The following is a 25,146-nucleotide window of genomic DNA, read 5'->3' on the forward strand; positions in this document are numbered from 1 at the left end:
ACATAACGATGATGTTGCTGCAAGTTCAACAAGTCACAAAATATTATGGCGCTGAACTTATTTTATCGGATATAAAATTAGAAATCCAAACAAAAGACCGGATCGCTTTGGTCGGGAGAAACGGGGCCGGAAAATCGACCCTGCTGAAAATCATTGCCGGCCAGCTTTCTTATGACGAAGGTTCCATCATTGTGCCGAATGGTGTCGAAATCGGTTATCTTGCCCAAAATGCCGGGCTCGAATCAGATTTGTCCATTTGGGACGAAATGATGTCGGTTTTTAAAGATTTGCTGGATATGGAAAAACAGCTCCGCGAATATGAACAAAAAATGGCCGACCCCGCGATTTATAACCGCCGGGCGGAGTATGAAAAAGTGCTGCACGCTTATGATACTTTGCAGACACGCTTTAAAGATGGAGGCGGATATCAGATCGAAGCGGATATCCGGTCCGTTCTGCATGGCTTCCGTTTTGACCAGTACGACTACAGCACCCCGATCCGGACGTTAAGCGGCGGGCAAAAAACACGCCTTGCATTGGCGAAGTTGCTGCTCACAAAGCCGGATATCTTAATTTTGGATGAACCGACAAACCATCTCGATATAGAAACGCTCACCTGGCTGGAGCAGTATTTACAAGGCTATGAAGGCGCCATTCTGATCGTGTCCCACGACCGTTATTTTCTGGATAAAGTCGTCAACCAGGTCTATGAAATCTCAAGGCATTCCATCAAAAAATACCACGGCAACTACAGCCGGTACCTGGAACAAAAGGCCGCCCAGTACGAACGGGAAGTCAAGCAATATGAAAAGCAGCAGGAAGAAGTTGCGAAATTGCAAGCATTCATCCAGAAAAACATTGCCCGGGCCACCACGACAAAGCGGGCACAAAGCCGGCGGAAACAGCTGGAAAAAATGGAATTGATGGACAAGCCGCTTGGCGATGAAAAATCCGCCCGGTTTTCGTTTGAAATTGCCAAACAAAGCGGGAACGAAGTCCTTCATGTCCGGGATGCTGCCATCGGCTACGGTGGGGAGCCGGTTGCCAAAAACATCCATCTTTCAGTCAAAAAACAAGACAGCGTTGCCCTTGTCGGCCCGAACGGCATCGGCAAATCAACGCTTTTGAAGTCGATTATACGGAGAATCCCGCTGATATCCGGCACGATCGAATACGGCTCAGGCGTTATGACCGGCTATTACGATCAAGAACTGGCCGACCTATCTTCCAATAAAACGGTCCTCCGGGAATTATGGGATGCATACCCGCTGAAAACAGAAAAAGAAATCCGCACGGCACTCGGGAATTTTCTTTTTTCCGGCGATGACGTTTTAAAAACCGTCTCATCCTTAAGCGGCGGCGAAAAAGCCCGGCTTGCCCTCGCCAAATTGATGCTGGAAAAGGCGAACTTTCTGATTTTAGATGAACCGACAAACCATCTTGATTTGGACAGTAAAGAAGTGCTGGAAAATGCGCTAATTGATTACCCGGGAACCATTCTGTTCATTTCCCACGACCGCTATTTCATTAACCGGATCGCCACAAAAGTGGTGGAGCTCTCGCCGGAAGGCACCCGTGAATTTCTCGGTGACTATGATTATTATGTGCAAAAAAAAGAAGAAATGCTGGAAATTGCGCGCCTGGAAAACGCGAAACAAGAAAAGGTAAAAGCGGAACAGCCGGCGAAAAACAACTATCGGCAGGATAAAGAAGCAAAAAAACGCGAGCGGCAAAAAAAGCGGAGGATTGAAGAAATTGAAACTAGAATTGAAACGTTGGAAACAGAAATTCATGACAGGGAAGAAAAAATGGCCGACCCGGAAATCTTCCAGGACCATATTAAAATCCGCGAGCTGACAGAAGAACTGGAGCAGCGGAAAACGGAGCTGGACGCGCTGATGGAAGAGTGGGCCGAACTGGCGGAGTAATGTTGGACCTGTGCGGAAATGTTCTGCACAGGTTTTTATTTTTGGCATCGCGTGCCATGCACAGATTTATACACAGGCGATATTTTGATTTCTTGCTTTTTAAAACGTTTTTCCACAAAATCCACAATTATCAACAGATTTATTCACAATACCCACAACCTGTCCGGAAAAAAATTTAAAAGTTTTGCACAAGCCCAATCATTTATCAACAACTTTTCCACAGATTGTGCACAATTCCCCTGCATATCTCCAAAAAAACCGGTGTATGGGCGATTCCCATACACCGGTTTTTCACAACCCTTTTTAAAAGTTTTCAATGTCCAGCCCGGGATAAGCATTTAAATCAAGGGCGCTTCTTTTTCCCTTTTCAAAAAGCACCGTCCCGCATGCGGCAATCATCGCCGCATTGTCTGTGCATAACTGGACCGGCGGGATGCGCAAGTCCACTTCAGGAAGATCCCGGAATGCTTCTGAAAGGGCAGCGCGCAATCCTTTGTTCGCGGCAACACCGCCGGCGACCAGCACTTCTTTGACGCCGAACGTTTTTGCCGCCTCCACAGTTTTACCGACCAATACATCAATCACACTTTGCTGGAAGCTTGCAGCCATATCTTCAGGCCGAATGCTTTCCCCGCGCTGCGCGGCATTATGGAGGGTATTAATGACGGCTGATTTAAGCCCGCTGAAACTGAAATCATAAGTCCCTTCCAGCCAGGATCGCGGCAAATCAACATCCGGCTTTCCTTCATGGGCAAGCCGGTCAATCTGCGGACCGCCCGGATAAGGAAGGTTCAACGTCCGCGCCACTTTGTCATAAGCTTCCCCTGCCGCGTCATCTCTCGTTTCGCCGATTACTTCAAACTCGGCATGGCCCTTCATCAGCACAAGCTCCGTGTGCCCGCCTGAAACGACGAGCGCAAGCAGCGGAAATTTCATCTCATGCCCGATCCGGTTCGCATAAATATGGCCGGCAATATGGTGGACGCCGACAAGTGGAATCTGATGCGCAAAACTGAGCGCCTTTGCAGCATTGACGCCAACAAGCAGCGCACCCACAAGCCCGGGCCCTTCTGTCACGGCAATCGCATCCAGGTCTTTAAAAGCCGCGCCTGCCTGCTGCATCGCTTCCTCAATGACAATGGTAATCTGCTCGACATGGTGGCGGGATGCAAGCTCCGGCACCACCCCGCCGAACCGTTTGTGGCTTTCAATCTGGGAAGCGACCACATTGGAAACAATTTCCGTCCCGTTTTTAATGACAGCTGCAGCCGTTTCATCGCAGCTCGTTTCTATGCCTAATACCAACAAATCTTTTTCCATTTATAAATTCACCCACATCACAATTGCGTCTTCATAATTATCCGTGTAATAGCCTTTCCGGATGCCGCCTTCCCGAAATCCGAGCTTCCTGTATAAGGAGCGCGCAACTATATTGCTGACGCGCACCTCCAGGCTGAGCGTTTCGGCATGGTTCAATGCGGCATAAGCCATCACATTTTTTAACAGCGTCTCTCCCAGTTTCCGGCCCCGGTACTCCGGGAGCACCGCAAGATTGGTCACGTGCGCCTCATCGACAATGACCCACACGCCGCAATAACCGATGACCTTTTCATTCTCGACAAGCACAAGATACGTGGCAAAGTGATTGTGAACCAGTTCGTTGTAAAATGCTTCACGTGTCCACGGCATCGTAAAAGATCGCATCTCTACATTATATATTCCGTCCAAATCTTTAAGCGTGGCTTTCCGCAGCGTTATTTTCCCCGTTTTTTCCATTTTTAATGACTCTCCCGTTTATGCTTTTCAAGCCATTTGGCTTCTGCCTCTACTAACCGTATGTAATTTGGAACGAAAGTGTGTATCTCCGCGCCCGGTTCATCCATCCCGAGCCTGGCCAGTTCGCCCGGCCTCGGGTTATGCAGGGTCCAATCCGCTACCGTCATTTTGTCTCCCAGTTTTTCCGCAAGAACGGCTTGATGAAGGGCAACATGCTGGCCGATCAATAACACAGGCGCCCCCAGCGCACTTAACCGGGTGCCCCATTCAGCGGATGATATATTGCAATCTTCCACTGCCGTTTGCAAAATCCCGTTTTCATAGCGGTACAAACCGGTATAAATCCGCCCTCTGCGCGCATCAAAAAGCGGGGAAATATACCCGTCAAAATAACGGCCGGACGCCGCCAACAACTTCAGGCTGGAAACCCCCGCCAATGGAATTTGAAGGCTCCAGGCCATCGTCTTTGCGATCGTGACGCCAATCCGTATGCCGGTGTAAGATCCGGGCCCCTTTGCCACCACAATCTTATCCAGCTCAGCCGGCTTTATCCCGCACGCCACCATGACCTCCTGCACAGCCGGCATCACGCGGACACTGTGATTTTTTTTCAAGTTTGTCATATATTCGGCCAGCACAACATGATCATCGGCCAATGAAACGCCCAGCACTTCATTTGAAGTATCGATTGCCAAAACTTTCATCCAAAAATCTCCTCACATAATGATACATAACGGACCCCAAACGGTTCCGCTTCAATAAGCCTGCGGTCTCCTTCAAAGCGGAAAATGCGGATTTCCAAATAGCTCTCAGGCAGCAAATCTTTGATAAAATGTGCCCACTCCACAACCGTCACGCCATCACCTTCAAAATATTCGTCAAAACCAAGGTCCTCCTGTGCATCCTCCAAACGGTATACGTCCATATGATACAGCGGCAGTTTCCCCCGGTACTCCTTTATAATGGTAAAAGTCGGGCTGTTCACGGTACGGCGAATGCCCAGCCCGTTCGCAATCCCTTTTGTAAAAACCGTTTTTCCTGCCCCCAGGTCACCCTCCAGCAGAAGGACATCCCCCGGTTTCAGATGGGCAGCCATTTTTTCCGCGAAAGAAAAAGTCTCTTCAGGGCTGTTGGAAATGAAACGATAATTTCCCATTTGCCGCCTCTCCTCTACAACTTTATCGCAAATTGCCGTCAATCCCAAGTACGGCACCCCTTATAAAAAAAACCTTAGGAATGTTCCTAAGGATGCTTCAATCCAATTCTAGTTTAACCGATTTTGGGCAATTACGCAAAAACACGATAAAAAAATATAAAGAACAAGCAGGCAAACCGCTGCTTGTTCTGGATCGATTGCGGGGGCAGGATTTGAACCTGCGACCTTCGGGTTATGAGCCCGACGAGCTACCAGACTGCTCCACCCCGCGATAATAATATATTCAGGCCCGGCAGCGTCCTACTCTCGCAGGGGGAGACCCCCAACTACCATCGGCGCTGGAAAGCTTAACTTCCGAGTTCGGGATGTGTTCGGGTGTGACCTTTCCGCCATCGCCACCGGACCTTAATGACAAGAAATAGTATAACACAGTTGCTGTTATTTATCAAGAGAAATAATTGTATTCCCTGAAAACCGGATGGGAGAAAAAACTGTAAACGGAGAATGCGTTTCTGCTTCTAACTTTGAGAATTGTCCAGCTCCAGCGCCTATCGGCTAGTGAACTTCCCGTCCCCCTTTCCTACGATAAGCGGGCATCGACTCGCCTTTAGGGCTCGTCGTGTTTCCTTTATCTCAGGCGGGGGCCTTGAAGTTCATACGCCGATGACCAAGGCGCTTCCGCTTTTCTATTGTCTAGCTCCGGTGCCTAGCCCCTCGAGGTCGAATCACCTGCCCGTCACGGAGCCAAAAGACGGCTCCATGCCGGTCAGAACATTCGCTTGTCGGGGCTAAACAAGGCACCTTCGCTTTTCTATTTGGTTAAGTCCTCGATCGATTAGTATCCGTCAGCTGCACGCGTCACCGCGCTTCCACCCCGGACCTATCAACCTGATCATCTTTCAGGGATCTTACCAGTTAAACTGTGGGAAATCTCATCTTGAGGGGGGCTTCATGCTTAGATGCTTTCAGCACTTATCCCTTCCGCACATAGCTACCCAGCGATGCCTTTGGCAAGACAACTGGTACACCAGCGGTGCGTCCATCCCGGTCCTCTCGTACTAAGGACAGCTCCTCTCAAATTTCCTGCGCCCGCGACGGATAGGGACCGAACTGTCTCACGACGTTCTGAACCCAGCTCGCGTACCGCTTTAATGGGCGAACAGCCCAACCCTTGGGACCGACTACAGCCCCAGGATGCGATGAGCCGACATCGAGGTGCCAAACCTCCCCGTCGATGTGGACTCTTGGGGGAGATCAGCCTGTTATCCCCAGGGTAGCTTTTATCCGTTGAGCGATGGCCCTTCCATGCGGAACCACCGGATCACTAAGCCCGACTTTCGTCCCTGCCCGACTTGTAAGTCTCGCAGTCAAGCTCCCTTATGCCTTTACACTCTGCGAATGATTTCCAACCATTCTGAGGGAACCTTTGGGCGCCTCCGTTACCTTTTAGGAGGCGACCGCCCCAGTCAAACTGCCTGCCTGACACTGTCTCCCACCCCGGTAAGGGGTGCGGGTTAGAATTTCAATACAGCCAGGGTAGTATCCCACCGATGCCTCCGCCGAAGCTGGCGCTCCGGTTTCCAAGGCTCCTACCTATCCTGTACAAGCTGTACCAAAATTCAATATCAGGCTGCAGTAAAGCTCCATGGGGTCTTTCCGTCCTGTCGCGGGTAACCTGCATCTTCACAGGTACTATAATTTCACCGAGTCTCTCGTTGAGACAGTGCCCAGATCGTTACACCTTTCGTGCGGGTCAGAACTTACCTGACAAGGAATTTCGCTACCTTAGGACCGTTATAGTTACGGCCGCCGTTTACTGGGGCTTCAGTTCAGAGCTTCGCCTTGCGGCTAACCCCTCTCCTTAACCTTCCAGCACCGGGCAGGTGTCAGCCCCTATACTTCGCCTTGCGGCTTCGCAGAGACCTGTGTTTTTGCTAAACAGTCGCCTGGGCCTATTCACTGCGGCTTCCCGGGGCATACACCCCAAAAAGCACCCCTTCTCCCGAAGTTACGGGGTCATTTTGCCGAGTTCCTTAACGAGAGTTCTCTCGCTCACCTTAGGATTCTCTCCTCGCCTACCTGTGTCGGTTTGCGGTACGGGCGCCTTTCACCTCACTAGAGGCTTTTCTTGGCAGTGTGGAATCAGGAACTTCGGTACTTTAATTTCCCTCGCCATCACAGCTCCGCCTTGGCGCGAAGGATTTGCCTCCGCACCGGCCTAACTGCTTGGACGCGATCAACCAGTGTCGCGCTTGCCCTATCCTCCTGCGTCCCCCCATCGTTCAAACGGTGAAGAGGCGGTACAGGAATATCAACCTGTTGTCCATCGCCTACGCCTTTCGGCCTCGGCTTAGGCCCCGACTAACCCTGAGCGGACGAGCCTTCCTCAGGAAACCTTAGGCATTCGGTGGAAGGGATTCTCACCCTTCTTTCGCTACTCATACCGGCATTCTCACTTCTAAGCGCTCCACCGGTCCTTCCGGTCCGGCTTCAACGCCCTTAGAACGCTCTCCTACCACGGACACCAAACGGTGTCCATCCGCAGCTTCGGTGATACGTTTAGCCCCGGTACATTTTCGGCGCAGCGTCACTCGACCAGTGAGCTATTACGCACTCTTTGAATGATGGCTGCTTCTAAGCCAACATCCTGGTTGTCTAAGCAACGCCACATCCTTTTCCACTTAACGTATACTTTGGGACCTTAGCTGGCGGTCTGGGCTGTTTCCCTTTCGACCATGGATCTTATCACTCACAGTCTGACTCCCAAGCATAAGTTTTTGGCATTCGGAGTTTGTCTGAATTCGGTAACCCGATGAGGGCCCCTCGTCCAAACAGTGCTCTACCTCCAAAACTCTCCGCTTGAGGCTAGCCCTAAAGCTATTTCGGAGAGAACCAGCTATCTCCAAGTTCGATTGGAATTTCTCCGCTACCCACACCTCATCCCCGCACTTTTCAACGTGCGTGGGTTCGGGCCTCCAGCAAGTGTTACCTTGCCTTCACCCTGGACATGGGTAGATCACCTGGTTTCGGGTCTGCGGCCTCATACTCTTTCGCCCTGTTCAGACTCGCTTTCGCTGCGGCTCCGCTTCTTCAGCTTAACCTTGCATGAGACCGTAACTCGCCGGTTCATTCTACAAAAGGCACGCCATCACCCGTTAACGGGCTCTGACTACTTGTAGGCACACGGTTTCAGGATCTCTTTCACTCCCCTCCCGGGGTGCTTTTCACCTTTCCCTCACGGTACTGGTTCACTATCGGTCACTAGGGAGTATTTAGCCTTGGGAGATGGTCCTCCCGGATTCCGGCGGGATTCCTCGTGTCCCGCCGTACTCAGGATCCACTCGGGAGAGAACGAAGTTTCAGTTACAGGGCTTTTACCTTCTCCGGCAGGCCTTTCCAGGCCGCTTCACTTACCCCGTTCTTTTGTAACTCCCATATGAGTGTCCTACAACCCCGGAAGGCAAGCCTTCCGGTTTGGGCTGTTTCCTGTTCGCTCGCCGCTACTTGGGAAATCGCAATTGCTTTCTCTTCCTCCGGGTACTGAGATGTTTCAGTTCCCCGGGTGTGCCCTTCCTGCCCTATGGATTCAGGCAGGAATCCTGTCCGATTAAAGACAGGGGGTTTCCCCATTCGGAAATCTCCGGATCAAAGCTTACGTACAGCTCCCCGGAGCATATCGGTGTTTGTACCGTCCTTCATCGGCTCCTAGTGCCAAGGCATCCGCCGTGCGCCCTTTCTAACTTAACCATAAAAGGTTTAAATCCAAAAATAAGCGATTCTCGGTTTACTTGGTTTATTTCTCCTATCCGGTTTTCAAAGAACACATACTGAAGGATTGGACCTTCAAAACTGAACAAAACGGAAACGCCAAACTTAATTTCGGAAAACCGAAGGTTTTCCTTTTATGTCTAGCTCCGGGCGCTATCGGCTAGCGTATTTCTACGTCTTCTCCCTACGATAAGCGGGCATCGATTCGCCTTTAAGGCTCATCGTGTTTCCTTTATCTCAGTCGAAGACTTCGAAATCCGTACGCCGATGAACGAGCGCCCTACGCTTTTCCCCTTAGAAAGGAGGTGATCCAGCCGCACCTTCCGATACGGCTACCTTGTTACGACTTCACCCCAATCATCTGTCCCACCTTCGGCGGCTGGCTCCGTAAAGGTTACCTCACCGACTTCGGGTGTTACAAACTCTCGTGGTGTGACGGGCGGTGTGTACAAGGCCCGGGAACGTATTCACCGCGGCATGCTGATCCGCGATTACTAGCGATTCCGGCTTCATGCAGGCGGGTTGCAGCCTGCAATCCGAACTGGGAATGGTTTTCTGGGATTGGCTTAACCTCGCGGTCTCGCAGCCCTTTGTACCATCCATTGTAGCACGTGTGTAGCCCAGGTCATAAGGGGCATGATGATTTGACGTCATCCCCACCTTCCTCCGGTTTGTCACCGGCAGTCACCTTAGAGTGCCCAACTCAATGCTGGCAACTAAGGTCAAGGGTTGCGCTCGTTGCGGGACTTAACCCAACATCTCACGACACGAGCTGACGACAACCATGCACCACCTGTCACTCTGTCCCCCGAAGGGGAAGGCCCTGTCTCCAGGGAGGTCAGAGGATGTCAAGACCTGGTAAGGTTCTTCGCGTTGCTTCGAATTAAACCACATGCTCCACCGCTTGTGCGGGCCCCCGTCAATTCCTTTGAGTTTCAGCCTTGCGGCCGTACTCCCCAGGCGGAGTGCTTAATGCGTTAGCTGCAGCACTAAAGGGCGGAAACCCTCTAACACTTAGCACTCATCGTTTACGGCGTGGACTACCAGGGTATCTAATCCTGTTTGCTCCCCACGCTTTCGCGCCTCAGCGTCAGTTACAGACCAGAGAGCCGCCTTCGCCACTGGTGTTCCTCCACATCTCTACGCATTTCACCGCTACACGTGGAATTCCACTCTCCTCTTCTGCACTCAAGCCTCCCAGTTTCCAATGACCGCTTGCGGTTGAGCCGCAAGATTTCACATCAGACTTAAGAAGCCGCCTGCGCGCGCTTTACGCCCAATAATTCCGGACAACGCTTGCCACCTACGTATTACCGCGGCTGCTGGCACGTAGTTAGCCGTGGCTTTCTGGCCGGGTACCGTCAAGGCGCCGCCCTGTTCGAACGGCACTTGTTCTTCCCCGGCAACAGAGTTTTACGACCCGAAGGCCTTCTTCACTCACGCGGCGTTGCTCCGTCAGACTTTCGTCCATTGCGGAAGATTCCCTACTGCTGCCTCCCGTAGGAGTTTGGGCCGTGTCTCAGTCCCAATGTGGCCGATCACCCTCTCAGGTCGGCTACGCATCGTTGCCTTGGTGGGCCGTTACCCCGCCAACTAGCTAATGCGCCGCGGGCCCATCTGTAAGTGGCAGCCGAAGCCGCCTTTCCTTTTTCCTCCATGCGGAGGAAAAAACTATCCGGTATTAGCCCCGGTTTCCCGGCGTTATCCCGGTCTTACAGGCAGGTTGCCCACGTGTTACTCACCCGTCCGCCGCTAGCCTTGTTAAAAGCAAGCTTTCAACAAGGCCCGCACGACTTGCATGTATTAGGCACGCCGCCAGCGTTCGTCCTGAGCCAGGATCAAACTCTCAGTAAAGATGTTTGATAAAAGCTCAAAAAGAATTTGACGTTTCGTTTGGTCCAGTTTTCAAGGAACAATTTCAAGCAGCAACTTATTAAGTATAGCATGATAACAAGTCACTGTCAACATAAAATTTGGAGCGGGTGATGGGAATCGAACCCACGACAACAGCTTGGAAGGCTGTGGTTTTACCACTAAACTACACCCGCATGCAAATCGGGAAAACAGGATTCGAACCTGCGACCCCATGGTCCCAAACCATGTGCTCTACCAAGCTGAGCTATTTCCCGCTTTTCCCTGGCCCAAAAAACTATAAAACCAATGCCTGTTTTTATAAAGTTTTCAACTGCTCGATAAGCTTTTAAGCTTTTTATGCAGATGGAAACCGATCTTTTTTCGCATGAAAAATAGCGCGCCCAAGAGGAGTCGAACCCCTAACCTTTTGATCCGTAGTCAAACGCTCTATCCAATTGAGCTATGGGCGCGTAAATGCGGCCGAGAGGACTTGAACCTCCACGGGATTTAACTCCCACTAGGCCCTCAACCTAGCGCGTCTGCCATTCCGCCACGACCGCGTTATTAACTTGACACCTTTACATTATATCAAAGGGTTTTGTGGATGTCAATCATTTTTTATGGAGCGGAAGACGGGATTCGAACCCGCGACCCCCACCTTGGCAAGGTGATGTTCTACCACTGAACTACTTCCGCATATCATACTAAACAGTGCGGGTGAAGGGAGTCGAACCCCCACGCCGTGCGGCGCCAGATCCTAAGTCTGGTGCGTCTGCCAATTCCGCCACACCCGCGGATAAATGGTGAGCCATGCAGGATTCGAACCTGCGACCCTCTGATTAAAAGTCAGATGCTCTACCAACTGAGCTAATGGCTCAAAAATGGCTGGGCCAGCTGGATTCGAACCAGCGCATGACGGAGTCAAAGTCCGTTGCCTTACCGCTTGGCTATGGCCCAATGGCGGTTCCGACGGGAATCGAACCCGCGATCTCCTGCGTGACAGGCAGGCGTGATAACCGCTACACTACGGAACCACTGATGATATGATAAGTTTTAAATGACCCGTACGGGATTCGAACCCGTGTTACCGCCGTGAAAGGGCGGTGTCTTAACCGCTTGACCAACGGGCCGCGATTACTGCTTTGTATGTATGGCGGAGAAGGAGGGATTTGAACCCTCGCGCCGCTTACGCGACCTACGCCCTTAGCAGGGGCGCCTCTTCAGCCACTTGAGTACTTCCCCAAAATGGCTCCGCAGGTAGGATTCGAACCTACGACCGATCGGTTAACAGCCGATTGCTCTACCACTGAGCTACTGCGGAATAACAAGCAACATCTTGTCGACTCTTAACATTATAATGACGGGACACGAAGGTGTCAACCCTGTTTTGAAATTTATTTTTAAAGCTTGTTTCGAAGATGCTCCATGCCCATTATTTCCGGCCCGGTTCAGCATACATTTTGTGCAGCACCAGTTTGCCGCCGCATCTTCCGCAAACGTACCGGTTGGTGTTGACCTTTCTTTGCCTTCTGTATAGGATGCCGCATTCCCTGCAGACATATTCGTAACGCGGGGACGGGCGGCGGGACGGGCGGGAAGCTGCTTTACTCGGCAGGACGGTACAATAGCGGGGCGCGTCCGTTTCCTTTAACAATTGTTTGAAATCCGCATCCCGGTGCCGGTATCCTTTCCCTTCCAGATGAAGATGGTAATGGCAAAGTTCATGTTTGATAATGCCGATCAGTTCTTTTTCCCCGAGTTCTTCTAAATATTTTTTATTGATTTCGATATTGTGGCTTTTTAACAAATATCTTCCCCCGGTGGTCCGCAGCCGGGGATTAAATGAGGCTGCATGCCGGAAAGGTTTGTGAAAATACTCCATCGATATTTTTTCCACAAGGCCTTGCAGTTCCTTGTTATCCATGGCCGTAAGCCCCCTTACTCATAATGAAAATAGATGCCGCGGGCACCCGCGCTTTTCTTTTCACATGACAAGTTATTATAGCATATACTTTAGTAAAAAGTGCGGGGGATTGGTTTTGTTTCAGCATTCAGGAACAAGGGGGCGTTTGTGTGCCGGTATGGTTTCAAAACCAAATACGGAGAGCTTTTTGCGAGAAAAGGCGCAGTGAAATTAAACTGCTAAATGAATGCTGGTTTTTTTACAATGAAAAGAAGATGCGCGCATGACCGGCGCATCTTCTTTTCGCTTTTAAGCGTTCGGAAGCATGGTGAGCGATAATCTTCCTTTTTGGACGTCCACTTTCTCCACCCACACGGTGACAATATCGCCGACCGAGACGATATCAAGCGGATGTTTAACAAAACCTTTACTTAATTTCGAAATATGGACAAGCCCGTCTTCTTTCACGCCGACATCGACAAACGCCCCGAAATCGACGACATTCCGGACGGTTCCTTGCATCTCCATCCCCGGTTTCAGATCTTCCAGTTTCATAATATCCTTTTTCAAAAGCGGTTTCGGCAGTTCGTCGCGCGGGTCGCGGCCCGGTTTTTTCAAGGCTTCAAAAATATCTTGCAAGGTCAGTTCGCCGATGCCGAGTGTCTTCGCCATTTCCGGGACAGACAGCGCTTCAAGCGATTGGATCAGCTTTTCTGTCCCGATATCCGCTGTCGTCATGCCCAGTTCATTCAGCAAAGCTCTTGCCGCATCATAACTTTCCGGGTGGATCGGTGTTTTGTCAAGCGGTTCTTCCCCGTCCGGTATGCGGAGAAAGCCAATACTTTGTTCGTATGTTTTTGCGCCGAGGCGGGGAATCTTTTTCAGTTCGGCCCGGTTTTTGAATTTGCCGTTCTCGTCGCGGAATTTTACAATATTGCCCGCTACAGTGCTGCTGAGCCCGGACACATATTGCAAAAGAGACGGGGATGCGGTATTGACATCGACCCCGACCTGGTTGACGGCCGTTTCAACGACGAAAGTGAGCGATTCATTCAGTTTCTTTTGCGAAACGTCATGCTGGTACTGCCCGACACCGACCGATTTCGGATCGATTTTCACAAGCTCTGCCAGCGGATCCTGGAGCCTGCGGGCGATGGAGACAGCGCTCCGTTCTTCGACATGCAAATCGGGAAATTCTTTGCGTGCAAGGTCGGACGCGGAGTAGACGCTTGCCCCCGCTTCATTGACGATCACATAGGAAACATCTTCTTCTATTTCTTTTAAAATACCGGCAATCCATTGCTCCGTTTCCTGTGAGGCTGTGCCGTTTCCGATCGCGATGACCTCCACCTTAAAATCCCGGATGATGCTTTTTACAATCGCTTTGGCTTCTTCTGTTTTCGGTTTTGGCGGATGCGGGTAAATCACGCCGATTTTCAGCACTTTGCCCGTTTCATCCACGACTGCGAGTTTGCAGCCGGTCCGGTACGCAGGGTCAACCCCGAGCACCGTTTTTCCTTTTAAAGGCGGCTGGAGAAGCAGGTTCCTTAAATTTTCGGCAAAAATATGGATCGCCCGGTCTTCCGCTTTTTCGGACAGTTCGTTGCGGATTTCCCTTTCAATGGCGGGCTCAATCAGCCGTTTGTAGCCGTCTTCCACCGCTTCCTTGACGATTCGAGCTGTAATGGAGGCTTCATTCCGGATCACTTGCCGGTTCAAATACGCCAAAATCCGCTCGGTGTCCGCCTCAACGGATACGCGCAGAATGTTTTCTTTTTCGCCGCGGTTAAGGGCAAGCACGCGGTGTGGAACGATTTTGCGGACCGGTTCTTCGTAGGCGTAATACATTTCGTAAACCTTTTTCTCATCTTTTTCCGCATCTTTGACAGTGCTTGCCATCACACCTGTTTTAAACGTTTGGCCGCGGATCCAGCCGCGGTATTTTGGCTCATCCGAAACCATTTCGGCGATAATATCTTTTGCGCCCTGCAATGCTTCTTCGGCAGATGCCACCTGCTTTTCCGCTGATACATACGATGCCAGTTCAGCATCCAGATCGCCTTCAACCGGAAACGAAAGCATCCAGCTGGCCAGCGGTTCCAGCCCTTTTTCCTTTGCAATCGTGGCCCTTGTCCGGCGTTTTTGCTTATACGGGCGGTAAAGGTCTTCCACCAGCTGAAGCTTTTCTGCCTGTAAAATTTTCCCTTTTAGCTCTTCTGTTAATTTCCCCTGCTCATCGATCAGGCGGATGACTTCCTCTTTCCGCTGCTCAAGATTTTGCAAATAGTTCCACCGCTCCATAATGTCCCGGATCTGCACTTCATCAAGCGCACCGGTCATTTCTTTCCGGTAACGGGCAATAAAAGGAACGGTATTGCCGTCTTCCAGCAAACCGATGACATTCCGGATGCTCTTTTCCGGGAACTGTAATTCTTTTCCCAGCCGGCTGATCAGCCTTTCCTGTTTTTCTTCCAAATTGAACACCACACTTCTGATTACTGGTTCCGAAAATCTACATAAAGCTATATAATAATACAGATTATCCAGATTTCCGAATGATTCGCTCCTGAAAACAGGTCTTAGTTGAGCCAGTGAAACAGCTGTACACACAATTGCTTTATGCCATCATCGTTTCTTCCCACAACCGTAATTTTGAAATACAGATAGGCCCTCACCACCCCAGAGTAAAATGTAACCAGTGGTGACATTTGTAATAGGAGAAGGCTTTTCTGTTATTTTACCATGCTTTCCGGGTTGAAAAAAACGCAAAATAAAAAAGCTTGCCTTTACTGCAAGCTCCCAATAATAAATGTAGCATCGTCATCCATGGTCTGTTGTTCTTTTAACTGGTCGGCAATCCGTTCGATGGATTCACATTTCTTCAAATAGGATTGGACATTCCGCTCTTTCACGCCGTCTGAATGGATGATAAACCTGGAACCCGGTTCATAATCAAAAATCTCGGTTTTGAATTGCTGCGGCCTGCCGGACAAGTACCCGGTAATCGGAATCGGGTAAGTCAGTTTGCCTCCCGGTGCCACCATAAAAAAGCGGATGTTGCCGACACAGCTGTAAACAAATTTGCGCGATTTAAAACAGGCTTTGAAAATGGCAACCGCTGCGCCCCGTTTCCGGTACAAAGCGCGATTGCACGCATCCATCAGCGTGTCAACATCGTCATCCGATTGTTCTTTCACAACTTTTGCAACAGCCTGGGAAGAGTAATAGGCATATTCCCCGCTCCCCAGCCCGTCTGCCAGCACACAGAGGAAATAGTCATCCGTCTCCTTCATAAAATAGGCGTCTCCGCACAAGTCCCGGCCGGCCTTTGTTGTCTGAAATCCGTATACTTCCACTTGCTTTGAACTAAGATAATTCATAATGGCTAATTCTCCACATGTTGCAGTTCACCTTCTATGGCGTCCCGCAGTTTTTTGATCGCACGGCGTTGCAGGCGCGAGACGTGCATTTGCGAAATCCCCAATCTCTCGCCTGTGTCCTTCTGGCTTAAATTTTTAATATACGTGTAGTGGATGACCTGGCGTTCCCTCTCGCTCAGTACGTGCAACACTTTTTCCAGCACAAGCCGCTGGTTGACTTTTTCATATCCGTCATCTTCACTGCCGACCATATCCAGCAGGGTCACGGTACTGCCGTCTGAATCCGACTCAATTGAATGGTCAACGGAAAGTGCGTGGTAGCTTTTGCTCATTTCCATTGCTTCCAGCACTTCTTCTTCCGAAATCTCAAGATGTGCAGCAATTTCAGCGATTTTTGGCGAGCGTTGCAGTTCGTTCGTCAGTTTTTCAACAGTGGATTTAATCCGCGGGCCGAGTTCTTTAATCCTTCGGGGGACGTGGACACTCCATGTTTTGTCTCTCAAAAACCGCTTAATTTCTCCGATGATGGTCGGAATCGCAAAGGATACAAAGCTTTTTCCAATATTCGGGTCAAAGCGCTGAATGGCGCCGAGCAGGCCGATAATCCCCACCTGGAAAATGTCCTCCTGGTAGGCCCTTCCTTTCGAATATTTGCGGGCAAGCGACTCCACAAGTTTCTGATAGTGCGCGACAAGTATTTCCTGCGCCTCTTTGTCGCCGTTTTGCTGATAAGATTGTATCAATTGATTGACATCAATCTGATCAGGTTGAGGCAGTTTTGACATTGGTCTCCACCTGCTCCCCTTGAAGGTACTTGGTCATCATGACTGTTATTCCGCCATCATAATGTATGCGGACTTCATCCATTAAACTTTCAATGAGATAAAGGCCCAATCCTCCTTCTCTCATAAATTCGATCTGCACATCTTCCGTGTAAGGCCCTGCGAGTTCCCTTACTTTTTCCAGATCAAAACTGTCTCCTTTATCGGAAACCATTACTTCAAGGCGGTCCGGATAGAGGCTGAAATCGATGGTGACTTCCCCGTCCTCCTTGTCCTTATAGGCATGCTGGACAGCATTGGTAATGGCTTCGCTCGCGGCGATCTTCAAATCCTCGATGAGTTCGTAATCAAACCCCATGCGGCTTGCAATACCGGAAATGGTGAGGCGGATGACTCCGACATATTCCGCTTTGGCAGGGATTTTCATACTGATATGATCAAACTCCTCCATGTCTCACACTCCACCTTCTATTTCGGTATTAATCTTCATGATGTCGGAAAGGCCTGTAATATCAAACAGCCGTTTCAAACGGTCGGAAAGCCCCGTCAACGTGAGCATCCCGCCGTTTGCCCGCAAGCTTTTGAACAAACCGACCAGTACGCCCAGCCCGGTGCTGTCCATGTAAGAAACATTGGTTAAATCTATTAAAACTTCCAAACCTGCTTTTCCTTCATATGGTTCAAATGCTTCTCTTAATTTTGGAGCTGTAAATGCGTCAATTTCCCCCGAAATGGTTACGTTTAAGGCATTCTGTTTTTCCTTTACATCTACTTCAAAGTCCAATTCTTTCACCTCTTTAACATTCATCACTAAGTGCTTCTACCCTTTCCGGGCTGATGACAAACCTCCTTTTAGGCAGTTCTTTTTAAAATCAGCAAGGTAAAATCATCCCGCAGTTCAAATTCCTGCCATCTTTCCAGCTCCCTGTACACATTTTCCACGATTTCCTGTGCGCTCTTGCGGATATTTTTCCGGATCAAGCTGGTAATCATTTCCCGGCTGACAAATCCTTCCTTTGTTCGGCATTCCGTTACGCCGTCTGACAACAGCACAGTCATATCGCCAAGCTGCACATCTTTTATATATTCATGGTACTTCGATTTTTTTTCTATGCCTAAAAGGAGCCCTTTTGCGATTAAATCCTCAAATTCATCCGTTTCCGCATGATAGAAAAAACCGGGCTCGTGCCCGGCGGATGCGTAGGAGAACTTATGTACTACCGGGTCATACATACCGTAAAACATCGTAATAAACATACTCGGGTCGACATTCTGTTCAACGACGCGGTTCAGATTTTCCAAAATAATATGGGGCTGGTGGCTGTATTCCTGCAAACTGTCCATCGCATATTTGATCATCGACATGCAGAGCGCCGCCGGGATCCCTTTCCCGATCACATCCGCGATCGCGATGCCGATGCAGCGGTTCTCATCTTCAATAAAATGATAATAATCGCCGCTCATTTGTTTGGCCGGCATGCTGATCACGCCAATATCGATGCCGTCCTGCTCCGGGACATCCGCCTTAAGCAGGGTTTGCTGCATGCCCGCAGCAATCTCGATTTCACTCTTCAGTTCTTTTTGTTTTGTCCGGAGGCTTTGCTGTTCCCTGTAAACGAGCCCGTAGGCAAGCATGACTTCCAGCAGGACATCAAAGGACTGCTGCACCGTTTTGGAAAGCCCGGGTTCGATTTGCTGCAAAACAGAGCGATGGCACATAATCATGTCTTCAGGAGAGATCCGGTTTTCAATCAGTTTGCGGCTGAACTTCTCGCACTGGTACAGCGCCTGTTCATCCGGATGCTGTAGAAAATGGCTAAGAATTTCTTTATACTCCTGCTCCATGGCATCGCGGAAATCCATCTTTTTCCCTCCTATCATCGTATCCATTTGATTGCGGTAACGGTTGTTCCCTCATTCGGCGCCGAAACGATATCAAATTCATCCATCAGGCGCCTTACGCCCGGCAGGCCTGCCCCAAGCCCTCCGGATGTGGAGTAGCCGTCTTCCATCACTTTCCGGATGTTTTCAATCCCCGGCCCTTTATCTGTAGCGATCACTTTCAGCCCCTTTTTCCCGTTTTGCAGAACTTTCTCAATCCGGATTTCCCCTTGTCCTGCGTATATAAAAATATTGCGGGCGAGTTCGCTGATGGCCGTTGTGATTCTTGCCTGGTCGACAGCACCGAAATGGAGCTCTCTTGCAATGTTTCTCCCAAGCTGGCGGGCGGCCACAATATCCCACTCATTCAAAATTTTTACACAGGAATGGTTATCCATACAGCTAGTCCCCCAATTCCTGTTTTAATTTCTCAAGGCCGCTTTCCAAATCCAGTGCCGTCATGACGCCCTCCATCGTAATCCCCAACTCGATCAGGGTAATGGCGACTGCAGGCTGGATTCCGGTGATGACCACTTTTGCGCCCAGCATTTTGGACATATTGACCACATCGCCCAGCACTTTTGCGATGAATGAGTCAATAAAATCAATAGAGGTGATGTCGATGACAACACCGCTTGCATTCGTTTCGTATATTTTTTGAAGCAAATCTTCCTGAAACTCCAAAGCTGTCTGGTCATCAAGCTCCCATTGGATCGAGACCAGCAGGCAGTTTCCCAGCTTTAAAATGGGTATGCGCATCAATCAACCCTCCCATTCCACAATTTTCCTCCCTGTCATTTCAAGAGCCTGTTCAATTCCTCTTTGCAGTGTACTCGTTGTTGTAATATGGTTTAATTTGATCCCCAAATTTGTTAACGTATGTGCAATTTCAGCGCGGATGCCAACAAGCATGCAGCGGGAGCCGACAAGCCGGACAGCATTTGCCGCCTGAATGAGATGATGGGCAACAACCGTATCGACAACCGGCACGCCCGTAATGTCGATCAGCACCACCTCCGACTTGTTTTTCACAATGCCGTACAGCAGGTTTTCCATAATCTGTCTTGCCCTTTCCGAGTCAATGATGCCGACTAATGGAAGGACGGCAATTTTGTCAAACACCGGAATCAAGGGGGCGGACAATTCCTTTAACGCACTTTGCTGAAGCGAAATGGTCTTTTCCCAAATGGTGGTGTAGGCATTGACAAATTCATTTTGGACGGCATTGGTCCATTCCCGAAAGATTTCCCAGAATTCCCGGTACTTTTCAAACACCGCATCCGGGTTGTGGTTCATCATCAGGTTGTAAACAATATCCCCGAGAATTTGAATGCCGGTCGTTGCAAAAGTGAGCGGCCAGCCCAGCGTCACGATTCTTTCGGAAAACTCGCCGAGCTGTTTCTCATATTCGTGATTGCTTTTCGTCAGCCGCGCAAGAATCACTTCGACAAAATCCCGGCTTGTTTTTTCAAACACCACACCTTCATCGAAATGAAATGGGGCACCACCTTTTTCCTTCATGCTTTTCATCCATTTGTCCAGTATTTCATCTTTATGTTCCGGTATAAATTCCGCTAAATATGATTGCATGGTCAACCCTCTTTCCTCCGAACAGTTTGAAGCGCCCGTCTTTGGCAGCCGGCGGCAGACATGCCGGGCTTTTCCGGAAGGCTTGCAAAAAGACAAATGAGCTGCTGCCTTTAGCCCCGGCGGATTTTCTAAACCGGTTTGTTGAAAAAAACAGGGAAATCTATTTGATTTATATGTTATTATATCTGTTTTTGCCAGCAACCGGAAAATATTTTTTATGTAAATGGCACAGAAATCGGGCAAAAGGCATTTTTCCGGAAAATTTCTTTCGTTCGTCTTATAGCGTTATCATATACCCGCTATAAGACAGATTTAAACCCCTTTTCCTGTATTTTTTGAAAGCAGGTTTCATTATTTCAGTCCCGACGCGTGAAAAAATATGTGATTTTTTACGTTTGAATTTCAGGCCGGACGAAAGGCGTGAAATTCCAAGAGGGTAAAATTCTCGATGAAAAAACTGCAACACCCGGCCTGAAGCTTGAAAAAATCCGAAAAAGTATAAGCTGCTCCTTATTAGCCGGCAATGAGCCAGTAGCATGAAAAAACGCCCTTTAAAAAGAGCGTTTCTAAAATTCGACCAGTCCCAGGCTGATTTGCAGGGCGTCGTCAATTTTCTCCATGACTTCTTCATCAAGATGCGTAATCTTATCCGTTAAGCGTTGTTTATCGATTGTGCGTATTTGTTCAAGCAATATCACAGAATCCCTTTCCAAACCGTAACGCTTTGCATCGATTTCCACATGCGTGGGCAATTTTGCTTTCTGGATTTGCGCTGTTATAGCGGCAACAATGACAGTGGGGCTAAAACGGTTTCCAATGTCGTTTTGTAAAATGAGGACAGGACGTACGCCTCCCTGCTCGGAGCCGACCACCGGAGATAGATCGGCGAAGTACACGTCTCCACGCTTAACAATCAAAGGATTACCCCCCGCTTACTAGGCTTTCAACTGTATGTTCTGCTTCGTATTCAGCCTGGATCGCTTCGGAGGCAATCGCCAAATTAATTTTTGCCATTTCCATGTAGCCACGCCTCATCGTTTCGCGGATTTGGCGTTTTTTCCGTTCTTTTAAATACATTTTTGTGGCACGGTAAATTAACTCATTGCGATTCATATTTTCAGTTTCAGCAAATCCGTCCAATTCCGTCAACAGCTGCTGCGGCAAGCGGACTAAAATTTCTGTTGAAATAGGTTCAGACACCTGCTACACCTCCACGCACTAGACACCGTTTCTGCTTTCCATTCCCTTTTCATCATACCATCAAATACACTATATGCAAAGGCCAAATCACCATTCCTGTCTATTATCGGCAAAAAAATCATGCCATTATTCAAAATTCGCCAAAACATTTTTCACCCTTCAAGGACCGGATTCGACACGCCCGCGGCATCGTTCCCGTTTTTCCGGAAAACGCGCGGGACCCGGCTTGAAATGGAACAGGTCACCTCATAGTTGATGGTATCGAGCTTTTTGGCAATTTCATCAACAGGAACGGACAAATCCCCCTGTTTTCCAATCAGCGTTGCTTTTGTCCCGACAGCAACCGGACGGGGGATCCTTACCATACACTGATCCATGCAAATCCTGCCGACAATAGGCGCTCTTTCCCCGCCGATGATCACTTCCTGACCTGAAAGCCTGCGAATCCAGCCATCTGCATATCCAATCGGCAGCGTGGCGATCCATTCATCGCCGGAAGCCTGATAAGTGGCACCATAACTCACCGTGTCCCCGGCATGGATTTGTTTCACATGCGTCACCTTCGTATGAAGGGAGAACGCCTCTTTTAACGGAAACGGCAAAACCGGCTTGATTTCGGGCGAAGGGGAGAGCCCGTACATCGCAATGCCGAAACGGACAGCATTAAACGGAGACTGGTCAAATCTCAAAGCGGCGGCGCTGTTTGCGCAGTGCACATACGGCGGGCGGGTTTCAAGGTTTAAAACCATATCCTGAAACCGGCTGTATTGCTTTTCATACAAAGTCATATCGATTTCATCCGCTGTCGCAAAGTGGGTAAAAATCCCTTCAAAAAAGAAACAAGATTGTTGGTTCACGATTTTTTCCACTTCTTTTAATTCCTGTACGGTTCTTACGCCAATCCGGCCCATTCCGGTATCACATTTAAGATGGACGGATAGTTTCCGCCCGGTTAAATACCGGCCCGCTTCCTCGAGCCAGTCTTTTTGAAAAACAGTCAGGGAGATGTTTTCTTCAGCAGCGATTCCGGCATCTTCCGGACGGGCTGCCCCCAAAACAAGTATCGGAGCGGTAATCCCTTTTTTTCGTAACGCGAGCGCCTCGTCCAAAAATGCAACCGCAAGCGCTGAAGCTCCGGATGCAAGCGCGGTTTTCGCCACATATTCCGCGCCGTGCCCGTAAGCGTTAGCTTTTACAACCGCAATGATTTGCGTATGCTCCGGCAACAGGCGGCGCATATTTCCGACATTCTCCGAAATGGCATCCAAATCGACTTCCACCCATGTATCCCGGTAAAAAGCCATGATTACACTTCCTTTATCATTCCATATCCTGATTATCGAACGCGTAGCCAGTGTTGTCAATGGTTTTTAAAAAGAAGTCTTATCAAACCGGTTTGGAGCAGGTTGCCGGAAGAGACGTGCTAAACCCCTTCAAGAAAAAAACCCGCAGAGAATGGCTGCGGGCTTGTGCTTTTTGTGCTTGCGAAAGGGTTTCTCCCGTTATCCGCATTTTATTTTTCCGGTTCTCTTCCGACAGACTGGGCGACTTCCATCATTTCCGCAGCCGATAGCGATTTGGAGGCAAGCGTGTATTCGACACCGTTCACCGTCCAGGACAGGGAGTCACCTGTCTTGATCCCGAACGCAAACCCGAGATCCGCCATTTCCCCGTTTGCAGGAATCGGTTCTGTGGAAGCAGCTGGAAGTACCTCTGCCTTTTCCTCAATCAGCGTATACGTTTTATCGCCCGTATAGGTCAAAATAACGCGCTTACCGTTTGCAACGGCAACTTCCTGTTCATCGAGCAGCGTCGTTCCCCCGATTTTTGCCGTTGGATATTTTACCGAAAACTCTTTGTTGCCGACTTTTCCATCCACCGGCACTTCGAGTTTCGCTCCTGTCATATTTTTTTTCGTGTCAAACGCGTTGCTGTCGAATTTTGCATTAAAATCCACTTTTGTAAAAAGCACACTGACAAGCGTATTGCGGTCCGTGTCCATCACTTTCACACTGACTGGTGCAAGCGTCCTTTTGTCAAAAGTAATTTGCTGGTACGGCAGCATTTTATGGTTTTGATAGCGTGTCTTCGTCTCAAACACATACCGGTTCTTTTTCACCGTCATCTTTGCCTCTTTATCTTTCAATATGTCTTTCACAAGCGATTCATAAAGGTACGCCTGGCTTGTGTTGTTCGGCCAGTCGCTTTGAAATTTGTAGCTTTTGTTGAGGGCGGGCGTGACCACAAACACGCCTTCTTTATTGCGCAAAATCATCTGGCTTTGCCCCTCGCCCGCATTTTTCAGGTTGACACGGTAATATCCCGGCCGGTTGTGCCAAACTTCAATATTGTATGTCCGCGGTTCATTGCCCGTTTCAAGCGTCATTTTCGCATTCAGCTTGTAGCCGTCCATCTTCTCCACTTTTTCATTTAATTTTCCGGCCACATCCTGCGGTTTTTTCGCTCCGCAGGCGGAAAGCAGAAAAATAACAAACAGAGCCGCAAACAAAACCCAGTACTTTCTCTTCATCCTTTCAACCCCTTTATTGTCTCAAATCTTATGAAGAGAAAGGCTTCATCAAAAGCCCGTGCCTTGTCTCTCCTCTCTTACTTTGAATATATGAGACAACCCGGGCCTGTATGATGGGGAATTGAAAAAACGTTATAGCTTCAGTCTTCCAGCATCACTTGGGCGAATGCATATTCACGGCTGTGCGTGATCGACAAATGGGCGCGGGGCCCTGCCGGCTTTGAAAAATACGGGCGGCCGTTCTTATCTTTTGCGATTTCAATTTCCTGAAAAGATAACGCACCCCCGATTCCCGTTCCAAAAGCTTTGGAATATGCTTCTTTCGCCGCAAATCTGCCGGCAAGGAATTCAATTTTCCTTTTTTCTGCCAATTTGCCGAACTGTTGCTGCTCCACTTTCGTTAAAATCCGCCCCGGAAACCGCGGCTGCCGTTCATAGAGCTTTTTTATCCTTTCAAGCTCGACAATATCAATGCCAATGCCTTTAATCATGTGCTCACCTTCTGTTTTCCCTGGGTATAAACCACAAAATTTCCGATTTTTACGCTGCTGCCGGTGCCTCTGCCTTCCGTGAAAATATGCGCCGGTAAATCGTTCTGCTGGTATCCATGATGGCGGTTCGGCCCTTTTTGAAAATACGAGCCGGATTTGGGCTATCCCTTTTTCCATCCTGCTGGCGGTTGCGGTTAGAAGCAAACCGGACGTCTAATTCGTCATTTCCGGCATATGTATAAATAGAGCTTTTCCATTGAAAGGAGTATTTGCAATGCTGATCCGCCCGATCCGTTTTTCCGCTTTTATCGGTTCCTATCCCGTTGTATTTGCCATTTTCCTGGCCCAGTGCCTCCTGTTTGCGGCCATGCGGCTTCCGTTTTTTCCAACACAGACCTTTTATGAAGCGCTGGCCGGTGTGAACCTCTATATTGCCCAAGGGGAAATATGGCGGCTTGTCTCTCCCGTTTTTGTCCATATTGATTTCCGCCATCTGCTGCTGAATTCTTTCTCCCTTCTCCTGCTCGGCCCCTGTCTCGAACGGCTGGCCGGAAAATGGAAGTTTATCCTGTTATATTTGGGCTGCGGATGCTGCGCCAATCTCGCTTCTTTTTTTCTGCTTCCGCTTACCTATTCCCATGCCGGTGCGAGCGGCGCCCTGTTTGGCCTGATCGGCGCATATGTCGCCCTTGTCTGGGTCGGGGAAGGTGTGCCAAAAACAAGCCGGCAAACCATTTTGTCGATTGCGGTCATTTCCGTTGTAACGGCTATGATGCAGCCTGGCGCCAATCATACAGCCCATCTTTCCGGACTCGTTGCCGGCATGCTGCTTGGAGGCATGCTTTTGCAAAGAAAGGCGGCTTCTCCCACTTAAAAAACAGCCCGTCTTTTCGGACCCGTTGCGGCG

Annotated in this window: 22 protein-coding genes, 13 tRNA genes and 3 rRNA genes; 3 read left to right on the top strand and 35 right to left on the bottom strand. The window is 49.4% G+C overall.

What is annotated here, in order from left to right:
* The first annotated feature begins 8 nt into the window (after window positions 1-8).
* On the top strand, window positions 9-1,928 hold the full coding sequence (locus tag NSQ19_RS14175) for an ABC-F family ATP-binding cassette domain-containing protein (protein WP_029142999.1): 1,920 nt from the start codon (window positions 9-11) through the stop codon (window positions 1,926-1,928).
* Between the two features lie 303 nt (window positions 1,929-2,231).
* Here the strand turns inward: NSQ19_RS14175 and tsaD are convergent, their stop codons facing one another.
* From tsaD to NSQ19_RS14280, 21 genes are all read right to left on the bottom strand, one after another.
* Window positions 2,232-3,248 (bottom strand): tRNA (adenosine(37)-N6)-threonylcarbamoyltransferase complex transferase subunit TsaD, encoded by a 1,017-nt coding sequence (tsaD, locus tag NSQ19_RS14180; protein WP_013860665.1) that lies wholly within the window; start codon window positions 3,246-3,248, stop codon window positions 2,232-2,234.
* Window positions 3,249-3,704, bottom strand: a complete 456-nt coding sequence (gene rimI, locus NSQ19_RS14185; RefSeq protein WP_029142997.1) for a ribosomal protein S18-alanine N-acetyltransferase — start codon at window positions 3,702-3,704, stop codon at window positions 3,249-3,251. It lies immediately after the preceding gene.
* Window positions 3,705-3,706: 2 nt separating this feature from the next.
* The gene (gene tsaB, locus NSQ19_RS14190; protein ID WP_019720798.1) at window positions 3,707-4,408 is read right to left on the bottom strand and encodes a tRNA (adenosine(37)-N6)-threonylcarbamoyltransferase complex dimerization subunit type 1 TsaB; all 702 of its coding nucleotides are present in this window, start codon (window positions 4,406-4,408) and stop codon (window positions 3,707-3,709) included.
* Window positions 4,405-4,860, bottom strand: coding sequence for a tRNA (adenosine(37)-N6)-threonylcarbamoyltransferase complex ATPase subunit type 1 TsaE (gene tsaE, locus NSQ19_RS14195; RefSeq protein WP_013860668.1), 456 nt, complete (start codon window positions 4,858-4,860; stop codon window positions 4,405-4,407). The genes tsaB and tsaE overlap by 4 nt, the downstream gene beginning before the upstream one ends.
* Before the next feature lie 197 nt (window positions 4,861-5,057).
* Window positions 5,058-5,131, bottom strand: a tRNA-Met gene (locus tag NSQ19_RS14200).
* Between the two features lie 16 nt (window positions 5,132-5,147).
* Window positions 5,148-5,263, bottom strand: a 5S ribosomal RNA gene (rrf, locus tag NSQ19_RS14205).
* A gap of 412 nt (window positions 5,264-5,675) precedes the next feature.
* Window positions 5,676-8,607, bottom strand: a 23S ribosomal RNA gene (locus NSQ19_RS14210).
* A gap of 319 nt (window positions 8,608-8,926) precedes the next feature.
* Window positions 8,927-10,482, bottom strand: a 16S ribosomal RNA gene (locus tag NSQ19_RS14215).
* The 16S, 23S and 5S rRNA genes sit together here with 13 tRNA genes alongside, the layout of an rRNA operon.
* A 120-nt stretch (window positions 10,483-10,602) precedes the next feature.
* Window positions 10,603-10,676: transfer RNA gene (locus NSQ19_RS14220), tRNA-Gly, on the bottom strand.
* A 7-nt stretch (window positions 10,677-10,683) separates the two neighbouring features.
* Window positions 10,684-10,757, bottom strand: a tRNA-Pro gene (locus NSQ19_RS14225).
* Between the two features lie 121 nt (window positions 10,758-10,878).
* A tRNA-Arg gene (locus NSQ19_RS14230) sits at window positions 10,879-10,952 on the bottom strand.
* 5 nt (window positions 10,953-10,957) lie between these two features.
* Window positions 10,958-11,042 (bottom strand) — tRNA-Leu (locus NSQ19_RS14235).
* Between the two features lie 61 nt (window positions 11,043-11,103).
* Window positions 11,104-11,178 (bottom strand) — tRNA-Gly (locus NSQ19_RS14240).
* Between the two features lie 16 nt (window positions 11,179-11,194).
* A tRNA-Leu gene (locus NSQ19_RS14245) sits at window positions 11,195-11,276 on the bottom strand.
* A 7-nt stretch (window positions 11,277-11,283) separates the two neighbouring features.
* A tRNA-Lys gene (locus NSQ19_RS14250) sits at window positions 11,284-11,359 on the bottom strand.
* Between the two features lie 5 nt (window positions 11,360-11,364).
* Window positions 11,365-11,439: transfer RNA gene (locus NSQ19_RS14255), tRNA-Gln, on the bottom strand.
* A gap of 1 nt (window position 11,440) precedes the next feature.
* A tRNA-Asp gene (locus NSQ19_RS14260) sits at window positions 11,441-11,516 on the bottom strand.
* A 24-nt stretch (window positions 11,517-11,540) separates the two neighbouring features.
* Window positions 11,541-11,612, bottom strand: a tRNA-Glu gene (locus NSQ19_RS14265).
* Between the two features lie 21 nt (window positions 11,613-11,633).
* A tRNA-Ser gene (locus NSQ19_RS14270) sits at window positions 11,634-11,724 on the bottom strand.
* 4 nt (window positions 11,725-11,728) lie between these two features.
* A tRNA-Asn gene (locus NSQ19_RS14275) sits at window positions 11,729-11,803 on the bottom strand.
* Between the two features lie 111 nt (window positions 11,804-11,914).
* Window positions 11,915-12,406, bottom strand: a complete 492-nt coding sequence (locus NSQ19_RS14280; protein WP_017553282.1) for a SprT family protein — start codon at window positions 12,404-12,406, stop codon at window positions 11,915-11,917.
* A gap of 149 nt (window positions 12,407-12,555) precedes the next feature.
* On the opposite strand from NSQ19_RS14280, the gene cmpA reads away from it, so the two are divergent.
* Window positions 12,556-12,672, top strand: a complete 117-nt coding sequence (gene cmpA, locus NSQ19_RS14285; RefSeq protein ID WP_100181618.1) for a cortex morphogenetic protein CmpA — start codon at window positions 12,556-12,558, stop codon at window positions 12,670-12,672.
* Between the two features lie 22 nt (window positions 12,673-12,694).
* Here cmpA and NSQ19_RS14290 read toward each other — a convergent pair whose 3' ends face one another.
* The 14 genes from NSQ19_RS14290 to acpS form a co-directional block, all read right to left on the bottom strand.
* Window positions 12,695-14,872: a Tex family protein gene (locus NSQ19_RS14290; RefSeq protein WP_017553284.1), complete on the bottom strand. Its 2,178-nt coding sequence runs from the start codon at window positions 14,870-14,872 to the stop codon at window positions 12,695-12,697.
* A gap of 299 nt (window positions 14,873-15,171) precedes the next feature.
* A complete protein-coding gene (locus NSQ19_RS14295) occupies window positions 15,172-15,765 on the bottom strand; it encodes a PP2C family serine/threonine-protein phosphatase (protein WP_328004998.1) in 594 nt (197 codons plus the stop codon).
* Between the two features lie 5 nt (window positions 15,766-15,770).
* Complete coding sequence (gene sigB, locus NSQ19_RS14300) at window positions 15,771-16,550, bottom strand: RNA polymerase sigma factor SigB (RefSeq protein ID WP_328004997.1); 780 nt, start codon at window positions 16,548-16,550, stop codon at window positions 15,771-15,773.
* Window positions 16,528-16,998 carry an anti-sigma B factor RsbW gene (gene rsbW / locus NSQ19_RS14305; protein WP_017553287.1) on the bottom strand — a complete coding sequence of 157 codons (471 nt, stop codon included), beginning with the start codon at window positions 16,996-16,998 and terminating at the stop codon, window positions 16,528-16,530. The genes sigB and rsbW overlap by 23 nt, the downstream gene beginning before the upstream one ends.
* A gap of 3 nt (window positions 16,999-17,001) precedes the next feature.
* Complete coding sequence (locus tag NSQ19_RS14310) at window positions 17,002-17,331, bottom strand: anti-sigma factor antagonist (protein WP_013860674.1); 330 nt, start codon at window positions 17,329-17,331, stop codon at window positions 17,002-17,004.
* Window positions 17,332-17,399: 68 nt separating this feature from the next.
* On the bottom strand, window positions 17,400-18,410 hold the full coding sequence (locus tag NSQ19_RS14315; protein ID WP_328013435.1) for a PP2C family protein-serine/threonine phosphatase: 1,011 nt from the start codon (window positions 18,408-18,410) through the stop codon (window positions 17,400-17,402).
* Between the two features lie 14 nt (window positions 18,411-18,424).
* On the bottom strand, window positions 18,425-18,826 hold the full coding sequence (locus NSQ19_RS14320; RefSeq protein ID WP_013860676.1) for an anti-sigma regulatory factor: 402 nt from the start codon (window positions 18,824-18,826) through the stop codon (window positions 18,425-18,427).
* A 4-nt stretch (window positions 18,827-18,830) separates the two neighbouring features.
* Window positions 18,831-19,187 (bottom strand): STAS domain-containing protein, encoded by a 357-nt coding sequence (locus NSQ19_RS14325; RefSeq protein WP_017553290.1) that lies wholly within the window; start codon window positions 19,185-19,187, stop codon window positions 18,831-18,833.
* A 3-nt stretch (window positions 19,188-19,190) separates the two neighbouring features.
* Window positions 19,191-20,018, bottom strand: coding sequence for an RsbT co-antagonist protein RsbRA (locus NSQ19_RS14330; protein WP_041819511.1), 828 nt, complete (start codon window positions 20,016-20,018; stop codon window positions 19,191-19,193).
* 566 nt (window positions 20,019-20,584) lie between these two features.
* Window positions 20,585-20,935, bottom strand: a complete 351-nt coding sequence (locus NSQ19_RS14335) for a type II toxin-antitoxin system PemK/MazF family toxin (protein WP_013860680.1) — start codon at window positions 20,933-20,935, stop codon at window positions 20,585-20,587.
* Between the two features lie 4 nt (window positions 20,936-20,939).
* Window positions 20,940-21,218 carry a CopG family ribbon-helix-helix protein gene (locus NSQ19_RS14340; protein ID WP_014096808.1) on the bottom strand — a complete coding sequence of 93 codons (279 nt, stop codon included), beginning with the start codon at window positions 21,216-21,218 and terminating at the stop codon, window positions 20,940-20,942.
* 152 nt (window positions 21,219-21,370) lie between these two features.
* Complete coding sequence (alr, locus tag NSQ19_RS14345) at window positions 21,371-22,522, bottom strand: alanine racemase (RefSeq protein ID WP_340703075.1); 1,152 nt, start codon at window positions 22,520-22,522, stop codon at window positions 21,371-21,373.
* A 209-nt stretch (window positions 22,523-22,731) separates the two neighbouring features.
* Window positions 22,732-23,748: a LolA family protein gene (locus tag NSQ19_RS14350; protein ID WP_340703076.1), complete on the bottom strand. Its 1,017-nt coding sequence runs from the start codon at window positions 23,746-23,748 to the stop codon at window positions 22,732-22,734.
* Window positions 23,749-23,888: 140 nt separating this feature from the next.
* Window positions 23,889-24,239, bottom strand: a complete 351-nt coding sequence (gene acpS, locus NSQ19_RS14355) for a holo-ACP synthase (protein ID WP_328196268.1) — start codon at window positions 24,237-24,239, stop codon at window positions 23,889-23,891.
* 274 nt (window positions 24,240-24,513) lie between these two features.
* On the opposite strand from acpS, the gene NSQ19_RS14360 reads away from it, so the two are divergent.
* Entirely contained in the window at window positions 24,514-25,113 is a 600-nt protein-coding gene (locus tag NSQ19_RS14360) for a rhomboid family intramembrane serine protease (RefSeq protein ID WP_340703077.1), read from the top strand.
* Window positions 25,114-25,146 lie beyond the last annotated feature (33 nt).

Source organism: Weizmannia sp. FSL W8-1119 (assembly GCF_038008605.1).
Classification (GTDB): domain Bacteria; phylum Bacillota; class Bacilli; order Bacillales; family Bacillaceae_C; genus Weizmannia; species Weizmannia coagulans.

Bases quoted from the DNA above. Each gene is read 5' to 3' on its own strand.
- sigB (WP_328004997.1), bottom strand. From the start codon at position 16,550: ATGTCAAAACTGCCTCAACCTGATCAGATTGATGTCAATCAATTGATA.
- NSQ19_RS14175 (WP_029142999.1), top strand. From the start codon at position 9: ATGATGTTGCTGCAAGTTCAACAAGTCACAAAATATTATGGCGCTGAA.
- NSQ19_RS14330 (WP_041819511.1), bottom strand. From the start codon at position 20,018: ATGCAATCATATTTAGCGGAATTTATACCGGAACATAAAGATGAAATA.
- NSQ19_RS14280 (WP_017553282.1), bottom strand. From the start codon at position 12,406: ATGGATAACAAGGAACTGCAAGGCCTTGTGGAAAAAATATCGATGGAG.
- tsaD (WP_013860665.1), bottom strand. From the start codon at position 3,248: ATGGAAAAAGATTTGTTGGTATTAGGCATAGAAACGAGCTGCGATGAA.
- acpS (WP_328196268.1), bottom strand. From the start codon at position 24,239: ATGATTAAAGGCATTGGCATTGATATTGTCGAGCTTGAAAGGATAAAA.
- NSQ19_RS14350 (WP_340703076.1), bottom strand. From the start codon at position 23,748: ATGAAGAGAAAGTACTGGGTTTTGTTTGCGGCTCTGTTTGTTATTTTT.
- tsaE (WP_013860668.1), bottom strand. From the start codon at position 4,860: ATGGGAAATTATCGTTTCATTTCCAACAGCCCTGAAGAGACTTTTTCT.
- NSQ19_RS14320 (WP_013860676.1), bottom strand. From the start codon at position 18,826: ATGGATAACCATTCCTGTGTAAAAATTTTGAATGAGTGGGATATTGTG.
- rsbW (WP_017553287.1), bottom strand. From the start codon at position 16,998: ATGGAGGAGTTTGATCATATCAGTATGAAAATCCCTGCCAAAGCGGAA.
- NSQ19_RS14325 (WP_017553290.1), bottom strand. From the start codon at position 19,187: ATGCGCATACCCATTTTAAAGCTGGGAAACTGCCTGCTGGTCTCGATC.
- NSQ19_RS14315 (WP_328013435.1), bottom strand. From the start codon at position 18,410: ATGGATTTCCGCGATGCCATGGAGCAGGAGTATAAAGAAATTCTTAGC.
- alr (WP_340703075.1), bottom strand. From the start codon at position 22,522: ATGGCTTTTTACCGGGATACATGGGTGGAAGTCGATTTGGATGCCATT.
- tsaB (WP_019720798.1), bottom strand. From the start codon at position 4,408: ATGAAAGTTTTGGCAATCGATACTTCAAATGAAGTGCTGGGCGTTTCA.
- NSQ19_RS14295 (WP_328004998.1), bottom strand. From the start codon at position 15,765: ATGAATTATCTTAGTTCAAAGCAAGTGGAAGTATACGGATTTCAGACA.
- NSQ19_RS14360 (WP_340703077.1), top strand. From the start codon at position 24,514: ATGCTGATCCGCCCGATCCGTTTTTCCGCTTTTATCGGTTCCTATCCC.
- rimI (WP_029142997.1), bottom strand. From the start codon at position 3,704: ATGGAAAAAACGGGGAAAATAACGCTGCGGAAAGCCACGCTTAAAGAT.